This is a genomic window from Moraxella cuniculi DSM 21768 (genome assembly GCF_900156515.1).
GTDB lineage: Bacteria > Pseudomonadota > Gammaproteobacteria > Pseudomonadales > Moraxellaceae > Moraxella > Moraxella cuniculi.
Window position 1 is genome coordinate 32816 of the sequence record NZ_FTNU01000002.1, and the last position, 26819, is coordinate 59634.

Consider the following 26819-nt stretch of genomic DNA (forward strand, 5'->3'; position numbering starts at 1 on the left):
TTATGAATCAACACCGCATTCCTTGTGGTGCAAACCTGATCACCGCCCAATGTTAATGTCAAAAAACCCAAGCTGTAACTTGGGTTTTGGGACTTGCATCAGAACTGGTATTTGATGCTGGCAAAATATGAGCGACCCGCTTCGTTGTAGGTTCTGGCACCGCTGTTGGTGCGTTTGATTTGCTTGTCCAAGACATTATTTACACCAGCTCGCACAGTGATTGCGTCATTCCATTTGTAACCAGCATTTATCCCGAGTATGCCATAACTTGGCACTTCGGTTGGACGCATTTCCTCACGCTCACGCGGTGTGGTTGGCACGGTGCGTGGTTTTTGGCGACCGTATTGTGTATAAGTCAGATTGGCATCTAGATTGTCTGTTACCAGCCAATTCAAACTAGAATTAACGGTGAATTTTGGAATCACTGACAGCGGGCTGCCAGTTTCCTTGTCCTTAGATTGCATCATATAGGTAAAGTTATTCACCCAACGCAGCTTATCTTGTGCCAATGGCAAGGTCAGATTACCCTCAACACCCTCAACAATCGCCTGCTTGCTATTCTCCCACTGCAAAATCTCAGCACCCAATGCTGTTGTGCCCAGCACTTGTGTGCCTGCAACTATCTTGTTGCGATAGTCGTTATTAAAATACGCAATAGAAGCTCTAAGTCCATCTTTGGCATATTCTAGACCAATTTCCTTGTTCCAGCTGGTTTCAGGCTTTAGATTCTCTGAGCCGAGCAAGTAGCAAGATTGGGTGCCTTGTGGCAAAATGCGACAACTTCTGCCTGCACTGTACAGCATATAATTAGGATTTGCTTGGTAGAGGTTTGGGTTTTTGTAGGTGCGAGCGATGCCGCCTTTGATTTTCAGATTATCAGTGATATTATGGGCAATATTAATACCGCCTGTAACCACCGAACCTGCATCGCTGCTGTAGTTGTACCGTACAGTTGGCACAACAAAAGTGCCTTTGGCAACAGCAATATTATCCTCAGCAAATACCGCCCAGCTGGTGCGTTTAATCTGCCCTGTACGGTCTTGGCGAATGCCGTCATAACTGTCCGCCTGACCTCGACGATTGGTAGACAGATTCTGGCTGGTAGACGCACCATCATTTAGATCGGTACGCACCACTTCAGCACCAACTGTCAGCATCTGCTCAAAGCCAAAATTCAGCGGAATATTCAGCTCAGAGGTCAGACGCGTATTCTTAAGCACGCTGTTTGTAAAGCCTTGATTGCGGCTGTCATAAGAGCCTTCGGTGCGACCTGCCAACGCCTCTTTTAGGCGACTGTTGGTGGTGCGATCATAGCTTAGCACCGTTTTGCCATCAGCCCAGCCATATTGAGCCGTGTGCGTGATTGCATAATTTTGGCGATACAGTCGAGCGGTTTCGGCACCGTTTAATGATTTGGTATAAGCTTCACCATCTGCAGTACCACCAGCATTATTAAACTGCGTATCGCCATTATAGATATTGCCCTGACGGCTAAACCCAGTATCAAAACTTAGCTTATGATTGTCATTAATCTGCCAATCCATACGAGCAGAAATGTCTTTATTGCGTACGCCCTCACGCCCTGCACTCAATGGCGGTATTGGGTCATTGTTGGTTCTTTCGGCTGGATTAATATCCATCGCATCAGCATCTGTTTTGTTCTGGCTGGCATACAGACGCATACCAAGTTTGTCCTTAATCAACGGCCCGCTCAACAACAACCCAACTCGCTGTGTCGCCCCCTCTTTGTCATCTTGGGGCTGGTTGGTATAATAATTAACACTGCCAAAAAATTCATCTGTTGTTGGCTTGGTCTTGATATTCACCACTCCGCCCATCGCACCAGAGCCATAACGAGCTGCCGCAGGGCCTCGCAATACCTCAATGGATTCAATCATTTCTGCTGGCACCCAGTTGCTATCGCCACGCGTATTGCGTTCACCCGAGCGACCATAGCGTTCGGCACCGCGTGAGGTTACAGGTCTGCCATCAACCAAGATTAGCGTATTTTCTGGGCCCATGCCACGAATGTCAATTTGGCGTTTGTTGCCACGAGCTGCACCTGCGGCATTGCCTGTCAAGTTCACCCCCGGCATGGTACGCAAAATCTCCGATACATCATTTTGCACAGGGCGTTTTTCCAGATCCGTCTGATTAATCCTTGATACACCCAAAGATTGCTTAACTTGGGCTTCGGCGGTAACGACTTGGGTTGGCAGTACAACCGTTGGCAGGGTGGTTTTGGCTGTTTCTTCTGTAGCATTTGCAAATGCTGCACCGCTCATGCAGGCAAAAATACACAATGCCAAAGATTTTGGCTGAAAGTTTGACATAAATCCTCCAGTAATCATCAATCCATAAAATTGCAACAATGCTGTAACCAGCTGATACGATATTATTATAAAAGCTGATTGTATGTTTGTAAAGTATAATTATTATCAATATGATAATAATTTTTAATATTATTAATAATCATGGTAAGGCACGCATGAGCTGTGTTGCAAAATTAACCAACCAATCAGCAAAAATAAAACCCAAGCTGTAACTTGGGTTTTAGGACTTGCATCAGAACTGGTATTTGATGCTGGCAAAATATGAGCGACCCGCTTCGTTGTAGGTCTGATTGCCGATACGCAATAGCTGCTTATCAAACAAATTCTCAACACCAACTCTGGCACTGATATTGTCATTGAAGCGATAACCTGCATTGATGCCTGCAATGCCGTACGCCTTCACTTCGGTCAAATCCAGCCCCCTATCAACCTGCATATTGCCCTCGGCGAATTGGCGTGGTTTTTGCTTGCCATAATGCGTATAGCTGGCAACAACATCAACCTTATCCGACACTTGATAATTCAAAATAGAATTCCAAGTATAGCGAGGGATAATGGACAGTGGATTGCCCGTTGTTTTGTTTTTAGAATCCATCATATAAGTTAAATTATTTGTCCAGCTTGCCTTATCAAAGCGATAAGTAACGCTGCCCTCCACGCCCTGCACCAGTGCCTTTGGTACATTTTCCCATTGCAAGAGATTGTAGGTATCTTGACCTCTGGTTACGCGACCAAGCACAGTGTTGCCACTGGCGATTTTGTTTTTATAATCGCTTCTAAACCAAGTTAAGCTGGCATTAACTTTGTTATTCTTAAATTGTACACCAAACTCACTATTGATGGCAGTTTCGGGCTTAAGATCTTCGTTCGCCATCAAATAGCAGTTGTTGATGCGTGTAGCCTGACCACTTGCCGCATAATTATAGGCATTGCCCTGATAGGTGTAGTTTACAGGACAGCCATTGCCACGCGTAAACAGCAGATAACCCGGTGCAGTTTGGTACATATTGGGTGCTTTGTAGGCTTTGGCAATGCCACCTTTGATTGTCCAGCCATCGGTCAATCTGTGCGTGATATTTATCGCTGGGCTGAAATTTGACCCTGATTTGTTGTGATTGTCATATCTAAGTGCCAAAACCAAATCGGTATCATTGCCAAGCGTGATATTATCCTCGGCATACACAGAATAAATGCGTGAGTTCATATCGGCACGATTGCTCGGTAATTGCACCAAGCCTGAACTGTCCGCCATCACGGTTGATACAGGATCATTAAAATCATCACCGACATACTCTGCACCCACCGTCAAGACATTAGGCACAGCAGCATAAAATGGCACAACCACCTCGCCTGATAAGCGTTTGGTTTTTAGTCGTGAAGTGAACTTGTCATCGCTGTTAAATGCCCCTTCACCACCGCCAGCCAAGCCTTCGCCTTGACGATAATTGCGTGTATAATCATATTGGGCGGTCAATTTGCTGCTGATATTGTTGGCATATTCACCTTCGTGAGTGATGGCATGGCTTTGGCGGTACATGGTATTGGTTTCTGCACCAACTAGGTTATTGATTCGCTTAGCCCTCTGATCAACCTCCAGCACGCCCGTGCGTCTGTTGGGAGTCATTGGGTTATTATTGGCGGCATCATAGCCGTTCGACTGGGTATCACCTGCATAAATATTACCTTGGCGACCATAAGAGCTGTCCAAAGTCAAGCTGTGGTTTGGGTTGATTTGGTATGCCAACCGCAGTCCAGCATCTTTGTTAATCACGCCCTCGCGACCAGCAGCACGCCTGCCATTAACCACAGGGTTAATATCCACATCATCAGCGTCAGTCTTGTTATAGCCTGCATAGACACGCATGCCCAGTTTATTGTCAATAATCGGTGCACTCAAAGTGGCATTGACTCGCACACTGTCGCCTTCTTTGCTGTTTTCGGGCTGGCTGGTGTATACGCTGACGCTTCCTGTTGGCGTATCAGTTACTTTTTTGGTTCTGATATTCACCACCCCGCCCATCGCACCAGAGCCATAACGAGCTGCCGCAGGGCCTCGCAATACCTCAATGGATTCAATCGCACCGCTTGGAATCCACTGCGAATCTCCACGCGTATCACGCTCGCCACCCCAGCTATAACGCACCGAATTTCTTGAGCTGACAGGCTTGCCATCGATGAGAATTAGCGTATTTTCTGGACCCATGCCACGAATGTCAATTTGGCGATTGTTGCCCCTAGCACCGCCGACACTGTTGCCTGTTAGATTGACGCCCGGCATTTTGCGGACGATTTCGGCAACATCATTTTTGACAGGCGTGCGGTCAAAATCACTGCCTGTAATGGTTGATACGCCCAAAGATTGCTTAACTTGGGCTTCGGCGGTAACGACTTGGGTTGGCAGTACAACCGTTGGTAGGGTGGTTTTGGCTGTTTCTTCTGTAGTATTTGCAAATGCTGTACCGCTCATGCAGGCAAAAATACACAATGCCAAAGATTTTGGCTGAAAGTTTGACATGATTTTCTCCATAGCAAACAAACTCTAAGCGAGTTTTGCTGATAAATACGCATACAAGTTGCCCAATTATAAAGCTCCTGTGTTATTTTGTAAAGTATAATTATTATCAAATGAGAGCCAATTTAGCAATGGATAATCTTGACAAAGCAACCAACCATTCGCTCTGCATTGGTTTGCGGTGATAATAAATTGTGCTACAATAGCCAAAAAACCAATAGGATACACTTGTGAATTTATTTGCCCTAGCCCAAACCCTGGTCCCACAGCAGGCGTTGAGTGAGCTGGCAGGATACCTTGCCGCCAGCGAAAATCGCCACATCAAACGCACCTTAATCAACAGCTTTGCCAAAGCCTATGGCATTACTTTGGACGAGTATGCACGAGAATCACTGGGTGATTATGCCAGTTTTAATGATTTTTTCACTCGGGAGCTAAAAGACAACGCGCGCCCAATTGATGGCACAAGCGGTGGCATCATCTGCCCTGCCGATGGCACAGTATCGCAAATTGGCACAATCCAGCAAAATGCCATCTTGCAAGCCAAAGGGCGTGATTATGAGGTTGGTCAATTGCTCGCTGATTATGATGACGGCAACTATTTCGCCAATGGCAGCTTTGCAACCATCTATCTTGCCCCAAGCAATTATCACCGTGTGCATATGCCATTTGCTGGCAAACTAATCGCCACTCGCTATGTGCCAGGCACGCTGTTTTCGGTCAATAATACCACTGCCAATGCCGTGCCTGACTTGTTTGCTCGCAATGAACGCTTGGTGTGCTTGTTTGATACAGAGTTTGGGCGTGCTGCGGTGGTGCTGGTCGGTGCGATGATTGTTGCAGGTATTGAGACAGTGGCAACAGGCAAAATCAAACGCACGCCATACATTCAGCACCGCACCCATGAGCTGTCGCTATCAAAAGGCGATGAGCTTGGCAGATTTTACTTGGGTTCAACCGCCATCATAGTTCTGCCCAAAGCAGCAAATACCCAATGGCAAGCCGACATTACACATGGCACAAAAGTCATGATGGGGCAACATTTAGGTCTTGTTAGCAGCTAATTATCAAGCCAAATCACCTGCCACCAGTTGCTTAACTGCGTGGCATTTTTACAGCTTGGCTTCAACAAACCGCTCCAGTTGCCCTGTGTCAATCATAATTATCCTTGTCGCCACAGCCAAATCAGCCCAAGCCTTCGCCCTGATAGTGTCCAATAACAACATCTATCTGCACCGCTTGCAACGCATCTAATGCGTCAATCAACGCACGATAAGCAGGTCGCATGGCGATAAACTGACTGGCACTGACAGCAGCGATATCGGCACGGCATTTTTGTTCAAATAATTCAGTAGCAGCACGCATTCTTGGCACGCCTGCATAGCGTGTCGCCCCAACCATACGATGAGCAATTTGTGCCAAAGTCGCACGATCACGATCTGCCCACGCTCGCTCTAATGCCTGTCTGTCGCCATCGGCACCATCAATCATCATCTCAAGTAGCTTTTTGGCAAGCTCTGGCTTGTTTGCCGAACGCTCCAACGCATCCGCCCAATCGACATCAGGCAACTGCTCGGCAGTCTCAATGCTGGCAGATTTGGTGGATACTTGCACCGCCGAAATTTCAGCAAGCATGGCAGGTTGGCTGGATAACATCGTGGGCAGTTCTGTCTCTCCACCGCTGCGATTGAGCCATTTTTGTAGGGTTTGTGCCAACTGCACCTCACCGATGGGCTTACTGATATAATCATCAAGCCCCGAGCTGACCATACGCAGCTTTTCATCTGCCAGCCCATGAGCTGTCAGGGCAACGATTGGTACAGGTTCGCTTAGATGAGCCTGTTCTATCTTGCGAATCTCAATCGTCGCCTCCAGCCCTGACATTCTTGGCATTTGTATATCCATAAACACCATATCAATCGGTGCAATCGCCCCTGTGATACTTTGGGTCATTTTTTCAATGGCATCAAAGCCACTGCTGGCAGTTACCACCTCAATCCCCAGCTCATCAAGCAGGGCATCAAGCACCAGCAAGTTGGGCAAATGATCATCAACCGCCAAAACTCGCCTGCCGACAAATTTCGCTTGGCGTGTGTTTGTCATTAGAATCTGGCTTTGGTTGGACAATAACGCATACAGCTGCCGTCTGTCCATCGGCTCGTGCAGTGCATGGGTCTGGTATCGCTCAAGCAGCTGCTCATTAATACCCACCTGATAGCCATAGCTTGCCAAGCTGCCACGATATCGCTGGCGAATCTGTCGCAAAATCGCCCCAACATCATCTTTGGCGGCATCTTGACCAAAATTATCCACAATCACCCAATCATAATTGGCATCATTTTTATCCAGTTTTTCTAATAAATCCGCCAAACCGATTGCCACCGTCAATTGAGTTTTGCTGGCAAGCAAACTCGCCTTTAATACCTGTAGTGCAGGTGCATGATTGATCCACACCAAAATCTGCTCAGGCATCTGTGCAGGTATCGGCACGCCACTGCCAGACAGGGCAACATCATGCTCAAGCACGCCACTTGGCATCTCAAACCAAAAAGTCGCCCCTGCATTGGCAATATTTTCGCTGCGATTGTCAAAAAAGCCTATCGAACCGCCCATCATGGTTGTCAGCTGTTTACAAATCACCAAACCCAGACCTGTGCCGCCATAGCGGCGTGTTACCGACAAATCACCCTGCCCAAAACTGACAAACAACTGTGCCTTGTCGCTTTCGCTAACCCCTTTGCCACTGTCCTCAATTTCGATACGCAAAAAATTTGCCTTATCCGCCAAACTGACACGCACCACCACGCCACCTGAGTCGGTGAATTTAATCGCATTGCCGACTAGGTTTGTTAAGATTTGCTTCACTCTTAAACTATCGCCAACAACTTGGGTCGGCACATCATCATAAAACAACACCGCAAGACGCAGGCGTTTTTCTAATGCCGCAGGCGAGAGCATATCCACCACATCATAGACGGTGGCATACAGATCAAAATCATGGCTGTCCAAAACCAGCTTACCTGCCTCCATCTTAGAAAAATCCAGCACATCATTGACCAGTGCCAACAGATGAGCACTGGATTTTTTGATGGTTTGCACATACAGATTTTGTTCGCCAGTCAGTTTTGCTTTGCGTGCCAACAGGTTGATAAAACCATCAATACTGTTTAGCGGCGTTCGCAATTCGTGGCTGATATTTGCCAAAAATGCTGATTTTGCTTGGCTGGTCGAGATGGCAGCATCACGAGCGTTGCGAATGGAGATATTTTGCATTTCCATCTCGTCAAACGCCTGCTGCAGATCTCGCTCAGTTTCTTCGGCGTGGTTTTTTAGTTCAGAAAAACTGCTCTCAAGTCGCTCAATGGCACACAAAAAGTCGTCTTTTAGCAAGGCAAATTCCCCATCTGCCTTTAAGGGCGGCACTTTGGAGAGATTATTCGCATTGAGTTTTTGTAGATACAGACGCATCTCATAAATCGGTGCAATCCAGCGTTTGGAGTAGATATTTAGAATCAACAGCAGCAGCAAAATTGTTGTAAGCCCCGTGATGGTCAATGCCAATGCCACACGGTATGAGCTGATGGTCAAGGGCGTGCTGTCCATGTCCACCACCAGCCAGTAGCGTTTATTCTCAAACACAAAAGATTTGCCATACGCCATGCCAACAGGGGTTGGTACGCGTGCAATTTGTCTGCTTTGTAAATCAAACTTGCCCCACGACAAATCCGCCTGTGCACCTGTGCTAAATAGCACCTGACCGATGCCGTCCATCACCGCCACACGCAGCACATGCTGACTGCCAGATTGTTGCAACTGGGCAAACCAGTTATCCGTCTGCACCTTGCCATTGGTCATCACCTCATGCGGCACGATTGGTTGCAGCAGTGCGTCGGTTGCCATCTGTGCCACCTGATTATCAAGTGCCGATTGTCGCTTGATATCCTCAAGCAATGGTCTGACTATCGCCTCATAACGCACCAATGCCGCCTGTGCCATCGTGTCTTGCTCTGACAATATCGCACGGCGTGTCTCTGTCATCACCAGATACGAGCCAACCATCGCCAGAATCACAATTGGCAAAAACACCAACAAAATCAGCTGCCCATAGGCACTTTTTACGCCAAACAATTTATCATCTTGCACGCTTTGTTCGCCCCGCCCAGTTACCCACACTCTCACACTGCCATCTGGTTTTGATGGCAGCTTGGCACACTATAACAAAAAAGCCACCATCATGCCACATTTTTGCCAGCACCCATCTTGGTGGCAAAGTCAGCCAACAGCACATTTTGCTGCCAATCGTCATTTATCAAGCAAACCTATCGCCTGCCTTGTCTTGATAAATTACCCAACCAAAACACCCAAGCAATGAACAGTGTATGAATATCTTGTGCCAATTATGCTATAATCTGCACCATGATTTTTGATTGAGAATATGGCCATGACGACCAATTTTATCCAGCAAATCACCAGCCTATCTGAATGTGTCGGCAATACGCCACTGGTTGAGCTTAAGCACTTGGGCAAAGACAGCGGTGCAACCCTGCTTGCCAAACTTGAGGGCAACAACCCAGCAGGCTCTGTCAAAGACCGCCCTGCGTTTAATATGATTTATCAAGCCGAACAGCGAGGCAAAATTAAGCCAGGCGATACGCTCATCGAGGCAACCAGTGGCAATACTGGAATCGCCCTAGCCATGGTGGCAGCGATGCGAGGCTATAAGATGACACTGCTCATGCCCGCCAACTCTACCCAAGAACGCAAAGATGCCATGACCGCTTATGGTGCGACCTTAATTGAGGTTGCAGAAGGCATGGAAGCAGCACGAGACATGGCTCTACAAATGCAAGCGGACGGCTTGGGCGTGGTGCTTGATCAGTTCAATAACCCCGATAATAAAAACGCCCACTACCTAACCACAGGCCCTGAATTGTGGCAACAAACCGCTGGCAAAATCACCCATTTTGTCAGTTCAATGGGGACAACAGGCACCATCATGGGTGTCAGCCAATACCTAAAAGAGCAAAATCCTGCCGTGCAAATCATCGGTCTACAACCTGATGAACATTCGTCAATTGCAGGGATTCGCCGCTGGCCAAGTGAATACCTGCCAAAAATTTTTGATGCCAGTTTGGTTGATGCCATCATTGATGTCAATCAGGCAGATGCCGAATACTATATGCGAAAATTGGCACGAGAAGAAGGGATTTTTTGCGGAGTCTCATCAGGCGGTGCCGCTTGGGCAGCCCATCAAATCGCCCAACAAAACCCTGACGCTGTTATTACCTTTATTGTCTGTGATCGTGGCGATCGCTATCTATCCACAGGTCTATTTGGCATCAAAGATTAGCCCAATTACTCAAAAATTAACCCATTTCATAAACCAAATTAGCCAAATTTATCCAAACCACCAAGCAAGGAGATGTCATGTTAAGCAACACGCCGATATTGGTATTTGATATTGAGACCATACCCGATGTTGCCACAGGCAAAAGACTCTACCCTGACATTGCCACGCTAAATGACGCCGATGCCCTAACCGCCCTGACTGCCCTACGCCAAGCCGAAGCAGGCACGGACTTTATGCGTCTGCCTCTGCACAAAATTGCCTGTTTGTCGTTTTTGTGGTTTGATGGTCAAAATTTTCACCTAAAATCACTCTCGCTTGAGAACTTGAGCGAAAAAGAAATCTTAAGCACTTTTTTGCGTGCGTTTGACAAAAAACCCACCTTGGTCAGCTGGAATGGCTCGGGCTTTGATATTCCTGTCATTATGTATCGTGCCATGCACCACAAAATCGCTGCTGCCTCGCTGTTTAACTCCGCCCAAAAACCAGATTATCTGTATCGCTACGGCGATATGCACATTGATCTGATGGACAAAATGTCGCTGTATAACGGCTATCAACGCCAAAGGCTCGATACCGTTGCCAGCTTGTGTGGATTTGCTGGCAAGGGCGATATTGACGGCTCGCAAGTTGTGCCAATGGTGCAGGCAGGCGAGTGGGAAAAACTGTGCAATTATTGCGAAGCTGATGTTATCAATACTTGGCTGATTTATTTGCGTTGGTTGATTTTGACAGGCAAGGCAAGTCTTGATGACTGTGAAGCATTAATGACAGATACTTATCAGTTTATCTCAACATTATACACTCATGATGGCGGCGTTCGGCATCAGCAATTCTTGGACGACAGGCAATAAAATCACAACCATGTTATAATAATCAATTAATTTTTGACCCATCTGACGACAGGCAAACTATGACCCATTCACTGATTGCAAGCCCTAGCAAAAAGGGCAGGCCAACCGCCCGTATGCGAAAACGCTTGGCAGAGGCAGCACCGATTGATTTTCATATCACCAATTTGGCACATGATGGCCGCGGTATCGCCATCTATGAAGCAGACAACCCGCAGCACAATCCCGACAAGGCAGGCAAAAAAGTCTTTATCAGCTTTGCTCTGCCAAACGAAACCGTCTGTGCCAAAGTAACCAGCAGCAAAAAAACCTTTGAGGAAGCTGATACGCTTAGCATCACCAATCCCCACCCAGAACGCCAAGAGCCGCCCTGTCCCCATTTTACCCGCTGTGGCGGCTGTAGTCTACAGCACTGGGATCCTGACGGTCAGATTCGCTTTAAGCAATCGGTACTGGCGGAGCTGCTGCTACATCAAGCAGACACCGCACCAGAGCATTGGCTGCCGCCCTTGGTGGGGGATAGACTGGGGTATCGCACCAAGGCTCGCCTAGGGGTGCGTTATGTCGCCAAAAAACAATCGGCATTGGTCGGCTTTCGTGAGCGTGCCAGTAACTTTTTGGCAGATTTGCAAGAATGTCATATTCTCGATTCGCGACTGGGTCATGAGATAACAAATCTCAAAACACTCATCACCACCTTGCAAGCCAAAGATGCCATCGCACAGCTAGAGGTTGCAATGGGTGAGACCCTAGACCATGTGCCTGACAGCACCAAATCAGTCGCTGTCATCGTCCGCCACATGGCACCGCTGTCTGATGATGATTTGGCAAAATTAAGTGAGTTTTTTGCCCAAAGACAATGGCAGTTGTTTTTGCAACCAAAAGGCTCGGATAGTGTGCATCGCATTGACACAGACCATGCTCGTGCCAGCTCATTGACCACGCCTCCAACAGGCGGACTGTTTTATCATTTGCCAGAGTTTGGGCTGACTTATGAATTCTCTCCTCTGGATTTTACCCAAGTAAATTTATCGGTAAACCGCAAAATGATTGCTTTGGCTTGTGATTTGCTGGATTTGCAAGCAGGTGAGCGAGTGCTGGACTTGTTCTGCGGCTTGGGCAATTTTAGCCTTGCACTGGCAAAAAAAGTTGGCGAAACAGGCTTTGTGGTTGGTGTTGAAGGCAGCAACGAGATGACCGAGCGTGCTGCCATGAATGCCGCTGCCAATGGCATCAGTCATGCCAAGTTTTATGCCCAAGATTTGACCCAAGATTTTAGCCATCAGCCGTGGGCAACTGGCGAAAATCAATTTGACGCACTGCTGATTGACCCACCACGATCGGGTGCATGGGAGGTCATGAGTTATTTACCAAAATTTAACGCCAAACGCATTGTCTATGTTTCGTGCAATCCTGCCACACTTGCACGAGACACTAAGGCACTCATTGATGCTGGCTATCGGCTGACGCACGCAGGTGTGATGGATATGTTCAGCCACACAGGTCATGTTGAGAGCATCGCCCGATTTGAAAAAATCACAGACTAGCCCATGCCAACCTTAAAAAACCTCATTGTTATCCCAATGAGGTTTTTAAATTACGCATTATTAATCATAATTGCTATGAGTATAGATTAGCAATACTAATCAATTTGCCCAAATTTGCGTTTGATATTTTTGGCTTGACGCTTATCAAAAAATACTTCCTCTATCACCGCAGGGCGTGCCTTGGCGGGTTGATTCATGCTGTGCTGTGGTTTTTTGCCACGCTGCCTCGTGGTGCCTGCTGCTTGATTGTCAGCATAACCAAGAGGTTTGGGTTGATAATGGGCGTTTTTTGGCTTGGCGGGGTATTTTTTGGCACCATGCCAATCACGCTGCTTATGCTCGCGATTGTCAGCATGATGGCTGCCTTTATCACGCTTTGTTTGATGATTGCGATGTTTTGATTGCTCGCTGGCAATGCCCCATGCGTCATCGTGGCGATTGTGATGCTGTACACGGCGATGTGCTCGCTCATCACGCTTGCCAACCGATGACTCATCATAGCTATGCTCATGGCGTGCTGCCCGACTGCGTTTTGGGCGAGATTTGTCCTTGTGGCGAGTACGGCGTTGTCTGGATTCTGGTCCAAAATTACGACTTGGCTCCAGCCCCTCTACCGTCGCAACCGTCATTGACCGCTTCAGATATTCATTGATGCGTTGCAGCTGACGATTGTCATCTTGACTGCACAGATTCATCGCCACGCCCGTACGCCCTGCTCGTCCACAGCGTCCGATGCGATGCACATAATCCTCAACTTGTCGTGGCAAATCATAATTAATCACATGACTGATTGCCGAAATATCAATACCTCGTGCCGCCACATCGGTCGCAACAAGCAAATCACATTTGCCCGATCTCATCTCACCAACAATGCGATTGCGTTTTGGCTGTGGCAAATCACCATGCAGATAGCGTGCCTTTAGCCCCGCCTCAACAAGCTCTGATGCCAAGCGTTCTGTTGCTGACTTGGTTGCCGCAAAAATCACCGCCTGCTTGATTTGTGGGTTGTTTAATAGCTCAAGCAAAATTTTGTTTTTGTGGTGAAAATCATCACAAAAATACACACTCTCATCAATGTGAGCTGACTCAACCTTGATGGCGATTTTTTCAGGGTTTTTGGTAAAACTTTCGGCAATTTTGCCCACCGCACCGTCCCAAGTTGCTGACGACATGATGGTTTGTCTATTGCTTGGTGTATTATTAAGAATTTCTTGAATATCATCAGCAAATCCCATATCAAGCATACGATCCGCTTCATCAAGCACCAGCATATCAAGTCCAGACAAATCCACCCGACCCTCACGCATATGGTCAAGCAGCCTGCCCGGTGTGGCAATGATAATCTGCACCCCCTTACGCAAGGCACGCAGCTGCCCACCATACGGTGCTCCGCCCACCAATGGCACGCTGTACAGATGGTGCATACCATTGCCATAGCGGCGGACGCTGTCTTGCACCTGTAGGGCAAGCTCACGAGTCGGTGTCAAAATCAGTGCATAAACCTGCTTATTTAGCTTGGGTAGGCGACTTAGCTTGTCCAAAATCGGCAGTACAAATGCCGCCGTCTTGCCAGAACCTGTCTGTGCAGACAAGAGCAAATCTCGCCCTGCTCGTGCATGGGGAATCGCCTGTGCCTGAATGGGTGTAGGGGTGGTATAGCCGCTTTTTGTCAATGCCTTTAACAGAGGCTTGTTCAGACCCAAATCAGCAAATTGCAGCACAAAATCTTCACACGCACCGTCATCGATGGCTGTGATTGTTGTCATATTTGTCATAAATCTACCCTGATACACCACCATTGATGAGTATTTTATAATTAATAAAATCTTAATAAAAACATTTTGCTGTGGTGGCATGGTTGTCGCTTGCTTGCAGCCTTGGGCAACAAGCCAAAATCATCGCGACAGTGTCAAAGCAACAACTGGCATGACCAAGATACCAGTGCCGATGCTCGTTGAAAAGATTATGCTGGCATTATCAATTGCATGATAATAAAAAGAAATCTGCCGCCCATGGCAAGATACCAAACCATGAACGCTCGGTGGCGATGTCATCAGATAGCGAATATAAATTTAAGCAGAAAATTATAACACAAACAGATGATAAAATCTTGATTTTTCTTTATTATTTATAAAAATTGGTGGCATTTGCGATTTTTTGTCGTACTGGGCAATAATTTTGCGGATAAATCTTGCTTTTGCCTTTAAAAATCACCGATAAAGTGCCATAATAAGCAACAACATAACAATACAGCTTGCCATATCGGCATAAAGCGACCGATTTTGGCAATTGCTTTGGTATGCTGGCACACCGTAGCCGACTGCCAAATGGCTACAAATTGTGCATCAACAAACAAAATACAAGGATTTGCCGTGGTACAAATTCGTGAAAGCCTGCCATTATTGGGAGGCAATAGCAGCAGCATGGACAGTGCGACCTTAGCAGCCAGCCTTGTTGCCAAACAACTGCACCCTGATTTTCAGGCACAACTTGCCAATCCCAAGCTGGTCAGCACCCTTGACCATTCCAACAGCCCAGTCGCCCCATGCAATATCAGCGTCTCAGACATTGATGTTGAGGCATGGATCGCCAATGTTGCTGCACGCATCGGCAAAGAGGATTTGCCCATTTTGCGTAAGGCGTGCCAGTTTGTCCAAATTCAGGTCAATAAGCCACACATCACTCGCTCTGGGGCGTACATCACAGGCATTGGCATGGCGGATATTTTGGCGTATTTGTTCCAAGACGAAAACGCCCTCGCCGCTGCCATGCTATATCGCACCGCACGCCGTGAGCTTGTCAGCATAGAAACCCTTAGCAAAAATTTTGGCGATGACATTGCTCATTTGGTGGCTGACACACTGGCGATGGGTAAATTATCCGAAAGTATTGAGAATAATCAACGACTTGAGGATTATTTTAATAGCAATCAACGCGATCAATTATCAAATATCTACAGCATGCTCATCAGCACCACCAATGATGTGCGTGCCGTGCTAATCAAACTTGCCGAGCGTACCTTTGCCATGCGTGAGCTGTCATTTGCACCGCCCGATCGTCAGCAACGGGTCGCTCGTGAGGTGATGACCATTTATGCACCGCTGGCACATCGGCTGTCTATCGCCCAGCTAAAATGGGAGCTGGAGGATTTGGCATTTCGCTACCTTGCCCCTGATGAATACAAAAAAATCGCTTCACTGCTTGCCGAAAAACGCAGCGAGCGAGAGGCTTATATTGAACTGGTCAAAGACAACCTAAACCAAGCTCTCATACAGGCAGGTATCCAAGGCGAGGTCTCTGGACGAGTCAAGCACATCTACTCCATCTGGCGTAAGATGAAACAAAAAAATCTGTCCTTTGATCAGCTGTATGATATCCGTGCGTTGCGTGTTTTGGTCAATAGCAATGCCGAATGCTACTACACGCTTGGCATTGTCCATGGTCTGTGGCGACACATTCCAGAGCAGTTTGATGACTATATCACCAACCCCAAGCCCAATGGCTACAAGTCATTGCACACCGCTGTCATCGCCGAGGGACGAACGCTGGAAGTACAGATACGCACCTTTGATATGCACTTTGAGGCAGAGCTTGGCAAATGCTCTCATGTTAATTATAAAGAAGGGCTAAAAGCCAAAAAAGACGACTATCTGACCCAAAAAATCAGCTCCTTGCGTCAATTGCTTGGCAATGACAAACCAGACGGCGATGAAGACAGCGACATTGAGATTGATGATGCCGAACGCATCTATGTCTTTAGCCGTGATGGTGATATTACCGAACTGCCCAAAGGAGCAACGGTGCTGGATTTTGCCTATTATGTGCATACCGAAGTTGGCAACCGTGCTCAAGGGGCTCGTGTCAATGGTCGCTATGTGCCACTGACGCACCAGCCAAAAACAGGCGATCAGATTGAAATCATCACCAAATCCAGCCGTGAGCCGAATCGAGATTGGCTCATGGCATCACTTGGCTACATTCATACCAACCGTGCCAAATCCAAACTGCGGCAATGGTTTAATAAACAAGACCGTGATAAAAATATCGACACAGGCAAGGCGTTGTTGTCAAGAGAGCTTGATCGCTTATCAATTCTGCCAAGCCAGATTGATCTGAACGACTGCCTAAGCGAGCTGAACATCAAGTCCGAAGACGACCTGTATGTGGCACTGGTGATGGGTGATGTTGGCGTGAGCCAAATCAGCAACTTACTTGCCCAAAAACTCAATCTATCCGAGCCAGCCATTGACGAAGCCGCCATTGAAATCAAAACACCTGCTCGCAGCAACCGCTACAAAATTGAGCTTGAAGGACTTGATAATGTTGAGTTGCACCTTGCCAAATGCTGCAATCCTGTTCATGGCGAGATGATTGCTGGCTTTATTACATTAACAAACGGCATCAGCATTCATAATCAAGGCTGTACTGAATATCTGCGATTGGTAGAACGGCAACCAGACCGCTCAGTGGTGGCTCGCTGGCAAGAAAGTTTTGGCCGTTATCAGCCTGTGGTGATTCATGTCGAAGCCCAAAACACAAGCGGATTATTAAGAGACTTGGTGCATGTCATTGACCGCGAGAAGGTGAATATCCATCGTGCCGAAACCATCAATAATGATGGCACAATCAGCCAAATGCGGTTTTATGTCGAGGTGGCAGGCATCGCCCATTTATCACGCCTGCTAAATAAAATAGAGCAACAACCAGCCGTGCTGTATGCACGCCGTGTAACAAATTAGGTGCATCATGCCAGAGCTGCCAGAAGTCGAAACCACCAAAACCAGCCTTATGCCACTAATCGGCAAAACCGTCAAGCAACTACAGCTGCGGCACACCAAGCTACGCTACCCGATTGCTGCTGATTTGGACGGTTTGGTGGGCTATACGCTTATCGATATCAAACGGCGTGCCAAATATCTGTTGCTTGATTTTTATCACCAAACTGACAATCTGCACAAGACGCTTTTGATTCATTTGGGAATGTCAGGCAGCTTACAACAATACATTGACGAGCCACCAAGAAAGCACGATCATCTGCTGATATGTTTTGGCAATGCTGACGATGATCAGCACGACATCTGGTTGCATTATCACGATCCCAGACGCTTTGGCATGATACTTTGGCTACAAAATGACAGTCATCTTGACACGCCTGACACCCATGAGCGTTTTTTGGCACATCTGGGCCCAGAGCCTCTTGATGCCGCTTTTGATGGTGATTATTTGACTCGCCATATCCATAATAACCCAACCGCCAAAACTGTCAATAAAGCCATCAAAGCTCTGATTATGGATCAGAGCGTTGTTGTCGGCGTGGGTAATATTTATGCTGCCGAGAGTTTGTTTTTGTCAAATATTCACCCGCTGACCCCTGCTTGCCAGCTCAGTCCTGAGCAATTGGCACGGCTGGTTGGCAACATCAAGCAAGTGCTTAGCAAAGCCATCGAACAAGGTGGCTCAAGCCTGAAAGATTTTCGCACTGGCACGGGAAAAACTGGCTATTTTCAGCAGACCTTATCAGTATATGGGCGAGCAGGTCAGCCATGCTTTGTCTGTGGCACTGTTCTTGAAAATGTCAAAATCGCCTCTCGTGCCAGTGTGTACTGTCCGCATTGTCAGCCGTATTGCTGCTCAACAATCACCGCACGCAATTTATCAAAATAAGCATCATCGATTACATTGCCTTGCTCATCAAGCATATCTGCTGACAATTCTTGGGCAATCATCTTTGCCACCGACACCATGCTATCAAAGCCGCATACAGCCTGTGGGTGCGGCAATGGCAAAAACAGCGTCAGCCCAATGAAATGATCCTCATGTAGGGTATTTAGGTCAAATGCTCGCACACCCTCATAGCCCATGCCCATCATGCTAAACCACAAATCGCCCGTGCCGTCCTCATTTTCGTAGCGATGAAATAGGTTCATCACGCCAAATTTGATGCCATAAGTCTTGGCAATGTCCAAGATGGTCTTGCCTGGCAATCCTGCAAAAGAATGCCGTGGCATGATGGCGATACTGACTGTCTCGGTGGCGTGCAGCAAAGGGTCATTGTTTTGGTCAAACTGACGGCGTTCGTCCAAATGCTTATCTAGCACTGGCGAATTTTGCTCAAAGTTAATCTGCTCAACCGCTGTAGGCTCGCCGTCATCGTCATCTTGTTGTAATGGCAACTCTTCACTGTATGGCAGCGGCTCATCTGCCACCTTGGCAGCTTTGGCATCATCAGTAGTCTGCACAATGACAGGAGCAGCACTCATTGCCGCCGCCATGCTAGACAACGCATCAACCTCTTCACTTTCTGCCGCTGGCAATGATGACAACTCCCTATCTTCTCGTGCGACAATTGGCAAGCCATGCTTGGTTTTTTGTTCCAGCTCTGGCACTGCCACCTGAGTACGGCGTAAACTACGCACCACCATCAGCACACCGATGATTATCACAACCAAGGCCAAAACCAGCCAAAAACCACTCCACTGCATAAGCCACCTCAAGTTTTTATTTTATAATAAACAAAGCAATCATCAGCCAAAATTGAGCAACTGCCCAAATGGCTCTTTTTATAACCATAGTTTATCAGACTTAATATTATTCGTCATCTATTGTCTGGCATATTGGTCAAAATTGTTACAATTTTATGAACAGTCTTATAAATATAGCCTTGCAATTCTCATCGCCTGCTGACAATGCAAAAACCAACACACCAAATCCGACTTATAAAAAATCGCCCCAATGGAGCGATTTGATGACACAATGCGTCTGATAGCCGTGCAATGGCTTATTTTTTGCCACGATTTGCAAATGCACCAAAACGCTTGTTGAAACTTGCCACACGACCTTCGTTGGCAGTTTTGCGTTGCTCACCTGTGTAGAATGGGTGAGAAGCACTAGAAATATCCAATGGGAAATATGGGTACTCTTGACCTTCATATTCACGAGTGGTCTTGGTGCTTGCTGTTGAGCGAGTCAAAAAATACACATCAGCGTTGGTATCGTGGAACAATACTTCGCGGTATTCTGGGTGAATGTCTTTACGCATAATAAACTCTTATCCAAAAAACCTAAGCACTAATAAGCACCATATCTGTCGGTCGCCAAACCAAATCACATACGGTGGAACATAGCCACGCCATCACCAACCAACTTTGGTACGCCGCACCATGCCTGTCTGTGTTATTAGCCAACTTAAGTGGGAAAATAAAACAATATTTTAGCAAAAAACCAAACGGTTTTCAAGTACTCTAAGATGGTTAATCCACCTTATTATACTGACCATCTACCCAGCCACGCAATTTTTGCCCTGCCTTAAAAGTTACCACACGGCGTGCTTGCACAGGGGCGTTTTCTCCAGTTTTGGGATTGCGGCCCGGTCTGGCTTTTTTATCTTTTAGCTCAAAATTACCAAATCCTGATAATTTAACCTCATTGCCCTCAATCAGATTTTGGCTGATTTCATCAAAAAATCCATCAACCAGCTTTCTGGCTTGCTGGCGGGTCAGCCTAAGTCTAATCGTTAATTGATTGACCATATCCGCCTTGGTCAGTGCACTCATGATTTATCCTTATTTATCAAAAGCTACCAAAAAACCTTATCGCCTTTAATGTATTATTTTAACCTTAATTAAATATTCAATGCAATACAATTTTGAAAAATAATACACGATTCTCATTATTCACTTGGCTGCCGTAGACAACATGCCTACAGCAGCACGGAATCAATCACGCAATTGGGCATGGTGCTTGTCGGCAAGCATTGCTATCACCTTATCGGTGGCTGCCTTGACTTGTTCATCTGCCAAAGTTGCCTCATTGTCCTGAAAAACCATCGCAAATGCCAATGACTTTTTGCCCGCTGGCAATCTATCGCCTGTGTAGACATCAAACAGCCACAATTCTTGCAAATATCTGCCAGCCTGCACACGAATGTCCTGCTTGAGCATCTGCCACGGTGTATCTGTATCCACCAATACCGCCAAATCACGGCGAACCGATGGGAATTTGCTCGGTGTTGCTATGCTTGTCTTGTTGCCAAACTGTGCAAGCAATGGCTCAATCTGCAACTGTGCAACCCAAATAGTCGGCAAATCAAGTACCTTGGCGATGCTTGGGTGTAGCTGACCCAGCCAGCCTACCGCCACGCCATCAATCAGCAACTGGGCGGATTGACCGGGGTGCAAAAAGCTCAACTTCGCTCGCTCATAGCTGACGCTTGCTTTGTTCAAGGCTGCTGGCAGCAGACTTTCGACATCTCGTTTTAAATCATAAAAATCCATCGCACGGTTGGCATGGTGCTGCTCATGAGCGACATCACCTGTGGCAACAAGAGCAATGCTTGGCGTTTGTTGTAGATTTTTGACATCAGCACCAACAAAGCTAAGCCCTGTTTCAAACAACCGCACACGAGATTGCTGACGGTTCAGATTATAGCCAACAATCGGCAGTAGGCTTGACAGCAAGGTGCGACGCATTACCGCCAAATCGCTGGAGATGGGATTGGCAATCGGCAATACCGCCCCTAGATTTTCGTCATCGAACAATGCCTCAACCTTCGCATCAGCAAAACTAAAGCTCACCGCCTCATAATAACCTGCATTTACCAAAGATAATTTGAGTGATTGCACAGCATCGGCAGCGATATCATCGTTCATGGATACGGCAAACTTTGGCAAGCTCGCGGGGATATTGGCATAGCCATAAATGCGAGCAATTTCCTCAATGATATCTTCGGCAATATTAATATCAAAACGATGGCTTGGTGCTTGGCACTGCAACACATCGCCCACCTGTTCGGTTGCAATTTCAAGTCTATTTAAGCCATCGACCATCTGCACAGGGTCAATATCAACGCCAAGTAGCTGGGTAACTTTAGCAATCGGTACGCTGATTTTTGGTCGCACAGGCAGATGCTCTAAAGATTCTGTGAGACTGACGGCACTTGGCTTGCCACCTGCCACCGATACAATCAAGCTACTGGCACGCTCAAGAGCCAATCTGGGCAACCAAAAATCAACGCCACGCTCAAAGCGTTGCGAAGCATCGGTATGCAAGCCAAAACGACGGGCTCGCGAAGCGATGGCAAGCTGGGCAAAATGTGCACTCTCTAGCACAATATTGGTCGTCTCATCGCTGACAGCTGATCGCAGCCCTCCCATAATCCCTGCCAAAGCAAGCACGCCAATATCATCAGCGATAACCAGCTCATCACCTGTCAAAGTAATGGTCTGTTCGTTTAATAGCTCAAGTGTCTCGCCAGCGACTGCATGGCGTACCACAATGTCGCCAACTATTTTGTCAGCATCAAAAGCGTGTAATGGCTGACCCAATTCCAACAAGACAAAATTGGTAACATCAACCAAAAAATTATGCACTCGCACGCCAGAGGCAGTCAGAGCATCAACGATAAACTGCGGTGTCTCAACGCTGCGATCAATGCCATCGATACGCTGAGCCAAATAACGAGGACAGGCTGTACTGTCAGCAACACGCACAGTCGGCACGGTGGTATCACCAGCACAGACAGCCTCGACCGATGGACGATTCAGCGGCAGCTGGTTGAGTGCTGCAACTTCTCGTGCCAGCCCTAATACGCTTAGGCAGTCGCCACGGTTTGGTGTGATGGCAATCTCAAAAATCTTGGCATCTAGGTTCAATAGCTGTCTGATATCCATGCCAATGGGTGCATCACAATCCAGCTCCATCAGCCCATCAATCTTATCTGGCAAACCAAGCTCTGAAGCACCACACAGCATGCCTTGCGATTCAACGCCACGCAGCTTGCCTTTTTTTATCTTAAAGCCCTTGCCATCATCGCTTGGTAACACCGCACCAATCGTTGCCACTGCAACTTTTAGACCAACACGCACATTTGGTGCACCACAGACGATTTGCAACAGCTCATCGCCGATATTTACTCGTGTTACTCGCAAACGGTCAGCATCTGGGTGCTGTGTACACTCAATCACCTCACCAACTACAACGCCACTAAACGGCGGTGCAATTGTCTGCATGCCGTCCAGCTCAAGCCCTGCCATTGTTAATTGTTCGCCAAGTGCGGCACTGTCAAGTTGTGGATTGACCCATTGTCTTAGCCATTGTTCACTGATTTTCATCACAATCTCTATATTATCTTAATATTTAGCCCAAAAACAACCACTGTTTCGCCATCAATTTGGCAAATTTATCAGCCAAACTGTCTTAAAAAACGCAAATCATTTTGGAAAAATAATCGCAAATCATCAATGCCATAATACAACATGGCAAATCGCTCAATCCCAAGCCCAAAGGCAAACCCCGTGTACTCATCAGGATTAATGCCACAATTTTTTAGCACTTGTGGGTGTACCATGCCACAGCCTAGCACCTCAAGCCATTTACCACTGTCGGACAAAATATCCACTTCAGCCGATGGCTCAGTAAATGGAAAAAACGAAGGGCGAAAACGCACGGTCATTTTCTTGCCAAAAAAAGCGTCCAAAAATTCATGAATCAAGCCCTTTAGCTCAGCAAAATTGCTTGATTTGCTCACCATTAATCCCTCCATCTGATGAAACATCGGCGAATGGGTCTGGTCAGAATCACAGCGATACACACGACCAGGGCAGATAATGCGAATCGGTGGCGTGCTCTGCTCCATCGTGCGAATCTGCACGCCTGAAGTGTGCGTACGCAACAAATAATGTGCATCAAAATAAAAAGTATCATGCATGGCACGCGCAGGGTGATGCTCTGGGATATTTAGTGCCTCAAAGTTATAATAATCACTCTCAACCTCAGGGCCTGTCGCCACCACAAAGCCCGCCTGCACAAAAAACTGCTTCATGCGTTCGGCAGTCTGCGTGATTGGGTGCAATCCACCCTTGTCAACCCCCCGAGCAGGCAAACTGATATCGATGGTCTCGCTGGCAAGTTTGGCATTGAGTGCCACCAAAGCCAAACTGCTTGCTTTTTGCTCAAATGCCTGCATGATATTACCACGCAGCTCATGCAAATAGCCACCGTATTGCTTTTTGGCATCGGCATCAAGCAGCCCCATCTGCTTAGATAGTGCCGTCAAGGCAGATTTTTTACCCGTTAAATTTACTCGCAACTCTTGCAGTTGCTGCTCATTTTGAGCTTGCTCAATCAGCTGAACCGCCTGCTGTTCAAATGCCACAAATTGCTGCTTATCAAGCTCGGTTAAAGCCTTGTCCAAATTTGGTATCATACTCATAAAAACTTTCATCAATTTTATCAAGTCAAAACCGTTTATTGTAAATAATTCACCCAAAAATGTAAACAACCGATTGGCAAATACCAGCAGGCTATAACAATTCACACCCGAGATGCTCACTTAAATAAATCCAGTCAAGCTATTTGACAAGCCTATCATCAGCTTGCCAAAAAATCACCATCAATCTACCAACAAAGCCTAAAAAACCAGACCATAAACCGAACTTGTAACAAATTGCAAAAAAAATGTTGCCACTTTGTATTTTTTCAATTATATTAAGAGTGTAATTTTGATTTGGCATCAAAATTACTAGATTGGGCATTATATATAGTTGTGATTTGTGCCCAATCTGATGGATTATATATTCGCCAACAGCTAAGAAATTAAGGACATATCATGAAAAAATCACCCGCACTGACCGCCATCATAAAAGCCATTAGTGTCGCCACCCCCCCATTTTACTTTTATCCTTACCGATAAATGCCACAGCTGAGCCAAAAATCTCTGGTCGGTTTTATTTGACTACTCTGCAAGAAAAGACAGACAAAAAAGAGACCAACCTAAGCACAGGTGTGATAACACAGAGTAAAGACAACCGAACCACGCTTAATTCAGCTGGCTCACGCGTTCGCTTAACTGGATCAGAAAAACTAACTGATGATGTTGATTTAGAATATCGCTTAGAATATTCTGTATATTTAGACAATGATGGTAATGGCAATAATTTTGCCTCACGCAACACCTACTTGGGGCTTAAGCATAAAAAATACGGCACAATGTTGGCTGGTCGGCTATACACACCTGATGACGACATTGACTATGTCAATTGGGGCTACCTATATGCCGCAGGCACAAGCTCACCTTTTGGCTATCATGGGCAACGCACCAACAACACCATTCAGTACACCACGCCAAAATTTAATGACGGCAAAACCCAAATCAAGCTACACTACGCCATGGATGAGGTGGTTAAAGACGACACAGACAGCAGTAATGGTGGCAAATTTACCGTCTTTGGTGCTGATGGCAAACCAAACGAAAAAAGACGCGACATGATTGTTGGTCATATGCTGCATGAATCTGAAAAGTTTGACACAGGCATTGCCTATACCAGTGCAGGTGATTTTAAGGCATTGCGTGCCATGGTGTCCGTCAAGCCAACCAAAGAGTTGACTGTCGGTCTCATCGCCCAGCAAACCGACTATAACAGCGGCAATAAAGAGCTTGGGGCATTGGTATCAGGCTATTATAAGCTCAATCCAACAACCGATGTCTATGCCCAAGCAGGTACAGCTCGCAACTATAAAGGCTATAAAGATGGCGAAAAAACCACCGCCAGCACAGGGGTCATCAAATGGCTAAAACGAGACGGAGCTCGTGTGCGAGCTTTTGGATCACTGTCATATAGTGACGAAACCAGCTTTAAATACGATGGCGATGATTTGGTGCGTGTCCAATCAGACGCTCTTGGCTTAGAAGCTGGCTTACGCTATGACTTCTAGGTTTTACTAAATCCGTAGCCACATAAATAAAACCGCAATGATGGCACATTGCGGTTTTTTAAGTGCCAAACACCACCATGTATATTATCCGCCTAAATTTACCATCAGTCTTTAAAAAATGCTGATGTGTATCGCCACAGCTGTTTGCGTTTTTCAAGTTTATATTTTAGCCAATGCTTTTTTGATATTTTCATCAATCAGCCAAGCCAACAGGCGACTTATTTGCCAAAAAATACAACAAAAACACCAGTAAAGCCACACCAGCTGAAAGATAAAACGCATCATTTAGCCTACCTGCGTCAAGTAAATAGCCTGTGATAAGATAAATGGGAATGAGCAGCAATGAATCAAACAGCGAGGTCAATGACTCAGCGGTGTTGCGAATACCATCCTCGACCTGCTCATGAAATAAAGAAAAAATAAAAATACTGCTTAGTACATGAAAAAACACATGCAAAAACATCACCGCCGTCAATATCAGCACATTGCCTGTAACAAGCGGAATGCACAATAAAATCAAGCCATTTGCCAGCATGGCAATGTATTTGTACCTTAAGGCGATGTTTTGTCTTTTTACCACATAAGAAGCTGCCATCACTGCCACTTGCAGGCTGACAAAGCCCAAGACCAACCCAAAAGCAAAGCCATCAAACAGCTTTTGCCACACAAGCATCGGCGTAACCGCCCCAACACTTATCCACACGCACGCCCAAAATATAGGGCGTGTTGCTTGGTTTTTTATCAGTATGGGTAGGTTTTTTGGGCTTAATTTTTGTTCATCTGGTTGTGCAAAATGGTCGGTATTGTGTTGATTTTTATCATTATTTTTTAGCCCAATCACCAAAGGTATGATACTGACACACGCCAAGACAAAACAAACACTGGCAAAAATCCATGGATAATCAATCACCTGCCGAAACAGCACAAAACCAACAAGTCCTCCTATAATTAACGCTACGCTTTTATAAAAACTTAACGATGATAAGGCTGTCTCGGTACTCATATCTCCTTTTAGTCTGATGGCAGCTGCATTGAGCGAACCTGATAAAAAAGCAATGCCCACAGCAGCAAGTATGGTGGCGATGATAAAATTACCATAAAAATCCATAATATAAAAAATAGCCGCTGCTGAGCGTAGCAGCGTGCCAATCAGCAAAGCCTTAAACACACCAAATTTATCACTGATAAACCCAGTCGGTACTTCTGCTACCATCACCACGACATTTAATAAAGTCGCCAAAAAAGCAATCTGCTGAAAACCCAGCCCCTTTTGTAGATAAAATAAAGTGTCAATGATAGAAAAAGCACCAAGTGCCACAGAAGACAAGCACACAAAAAGAATAAATCTATAATTCATGACAGTCCTTTGGTTTTGTTGATAAAGTCGGCGAAATAAGTAAAATGGATAGAATTCAAAACCAGCTCATCTTATAGTTAAATGCCGCAGCCTAGCAGCAAGTACGCAACTAAGATTTATTATAGCCTAAATTTTATCCATTCGGCAATTTGACCCTAGCT

At 46.4% G+C, this 26819-nt stretch carries 17 protein-coding genes; 7 read left to right on the top strand and 10 right to left on the bottom strand.

The window, feature by feature from the left end; all coding sequences use genetic code 11:
* Window positions 1-98: 98 nt before the first annotated feature.
* The gene (locus tag BW928_RS01780; protein ID WP_076554535.1) at window positions 99-2333 is read right to left on the bottom strand and encodes a FepA family TonB-dependent siderophore receptor; all 2235 of its coding nucleotides are present in this window, start codon (window positions 2331-2333) and stop codon (window positions 99-101) included.
* Between the two features lie 232 nt (window positions 2334-2565).
* Window positions 2566-4848 carry a FepA family TonB-dependent siderophore receptor gene (locus tag BW928_RS01785; protein ID WP_076554536.1) on the bottom strand — a complete coding sequence of 761 codons (2283 nt, stop codon included), beginning with the start codon at window positions 4846-4848 and terminating at the stop codon, window positions 2566-2568.
* A 227-nt stretch (window positions 4849-5075) separates the two neighbouring features.
* Here BW928_RS01785 and asd point away from each other — a divergent pair, with 227 nt between their 5' ends.
* Window positions 5076-5909, top strand: coding sequence for an archaetidylserine decarboxylase (gene asd / locus BW928_RS01790; protein ID WP_076554537.1), 834 nt, complete (start codon window positions 5076-5078; stop codon window positions 5907-5909).
* Window positions 5910-6030: 121 nt separating this feature from the next.
* Here asd and BW928_RS01795 read toward each other — a convergent pair whose 3' ends face one another.
* A complete protein-coding gene (locus BW928_RS01795; protein WP_076554538.1) occupies window positions 6031-8988 on the bottom strand; it encodes a hybrid sensor histidine kinase/response regulator in 2958 nt (985 codons plus the stop codon).
* 298 nt (window positions 8989-9286) lie between these two features.
* Between BW928_RS01795 and cysM the strand changes: the two genes are divergently transcribed.
* The 3 genes from cysM to rlmD all read left to right on the top strand — a co-directional run bounded on the left by cysM (window position 9287) and on the right by rlmD (window position 12590).
* Complete coding sequence (gene cysM, locus BW928_RS01800) at window positions 9287-10195, top strand: cysteine synthase CysM (protein ID WP_076554699.1); 909 nt, start codon at window positions 9287-9289, stop codon at window positions 10193-10195.
* A 77-nt stretch (window positions 10196-10272) separates the two neighbouring features.
* On the top strand, window positions 10273-11046 hold the full coding sequence (locus BW928_RS01805) for a 3'-5' exonuclease (protein WP_076554539.1): 774 nt from the start codon (window positions 10273-10275) through the stop codon (window positions 11044-11046).
* Window positions 11047-11105: 59 nt separating this feature from the next.
* Window positions 11106-12590, top strand: coding sequence for a 23S rRNA (uracil(1939)-C(5))-methyltransferase RlmD (gene rlmD, locus BW928_RS01810; protein WP_076554540.1), 1485 nt, complete (start codon window positions 11106-11108; stop codon window positions 12588-12590).
* A 95-nt stretch (window positions 12591-12685) separates the two neighbouring features.
* Here rlmD and BW928_RS01815 read toward each other — a convergent pair whose 3' ends face one another.
* Entirely contained in the window at window positions 12686-14365 is a 1680-nt protein-coding gene (locus BW928_RS01815) for a DEAD/DEAH box helicase (RefSeq protein WP_076554700.1), read from the bottom strand.
* 597 nt (window positions 14366-14962) lie between these two features.
* Here BW928_RS01815 and BW928_RS01820 point away from each other — a divergent pair.
* On the top strand, window positions 14963-17329 hold the full coding sequence (locus BW928_RS01820; protein ID WP_076554701.1) for a RelA/SpoT family protein: 2367 nt from the start codon (window positions 14963-14965) through the stop codon (window positions 17327-17329).
* A gap of 7 nt (window positions 17330-17336) precedes the next feature.
* Window positions 17337-18254, top strand: coding sequence for a bifunctional DNA-formamidopyrimidine glycosylase/DNA-(apurinic or apyrimidinic site) lyase (gene mutM / locus BW928_RS01825; RefSeq protein WP_076554541.1), 918 nt, complete (start codon window positions 17337-17339; stop codon window positions 18252-18254).
* Here mutM and BW928_RS01830 read toward each other — a convergent pair.
* The 5 genes from BW928_RS01830 to pheS form a co-directional block, all read right to left on the bottom strand.
* Window positions 18206-19072 carry a cell division protein ZipA C-terminal FtsZ-binding domain-containing protein gene (locus BW928_RS01830; RefSeq protein ID WP_076554542.1) on the bottom strand — a complete coding sequence of 289 codons (867 nt, stop codon included), beginning with the start codon at window positions 19070-19072 and terminating at the stop codon, window positions 18206-18208. The genes mutM and BW928_RS01830 overlap by 49 nt on opposite strands.
* Window positions 19073-19368: 296 nt before the next feature.
* Window positions 19369-19629 (bottom strand): type B 50S ribosomal protein L31, encoded by a 261-nt coding sequence (locus BW928_RS01835; protein ID WP_076554543.1) that lies wholly within the window; start codon window positions 19627-19629, stop codon window positions 19369-19371.
* A 211-nt stretch (window positions 19630-19840) separates the two neighbouring features.
* Complete coding sequence (locus BW928_RS01840; RefSeq protein WP_076554544.1) at window positions 19841-20143, bottom strand: integration host factor subunit alpha; 303 nt, start codon at window positions 20141-20143, stop codon at window positions 19841-19843.
* Window positions 20144-20305: 162 nt separating this feature from the next.
* Complete coding sequence (gene pheT / locus BW928_RS01845) at window positions 20306-22699, bottom strand: phenylalanine--tRNA ligase subunit beta (RefSeq protein ID WP_076554545.1); 2394 nt, start codon at window positions 22697-22699, stop codon at window positions 20306-20308.
* Window positions 22700-22770: 71 nt separating this feature from the next.
* Window positions 22771-23799, bottom strand: coding sequence for a phenylalanine--tRNA ligase subunit alpha (gene pheS, locus BW928_RS01850; protein ID WP_126330011.1), 1029 nt, complete (start codon window positions 23797-23799; stop codon window positions 22771-22773).
* 476 nt (window positions 23800-24275) lie between these two features.
* On the opposite strand from pheS, the gene BW928_RS01855 reads away from it, so the two are divergent.
* Window positions 24276-25301, top strand: coding sequence for a porin (locus BW928_RS01855; protein ID WP_227516531.1), 1026 nt, complete (start codon window positions 24276-24278; stop codon window positions 25299-25301).
* Between the two features lie 193 nt (window positions 25302-25494).
* Here the strand turns inward: BW928_RS01855 and BW928_RS01860 are convergent, their stop codons facing one another.
* The gene (locus BW928_RS01860) at window positions 25495-26658 is read right to left on the bottom strand and encodes an MFS transporter (RefSeq protein WP_076554547.1); all 1164 of its coding nucleotides are present in this window, start codon (window positions 26656-26658) and stop codon (window positions 25495-25497) included.
* Between the last annotated feature and the right edge of the window lie 161 nt (window positions 26659-26819).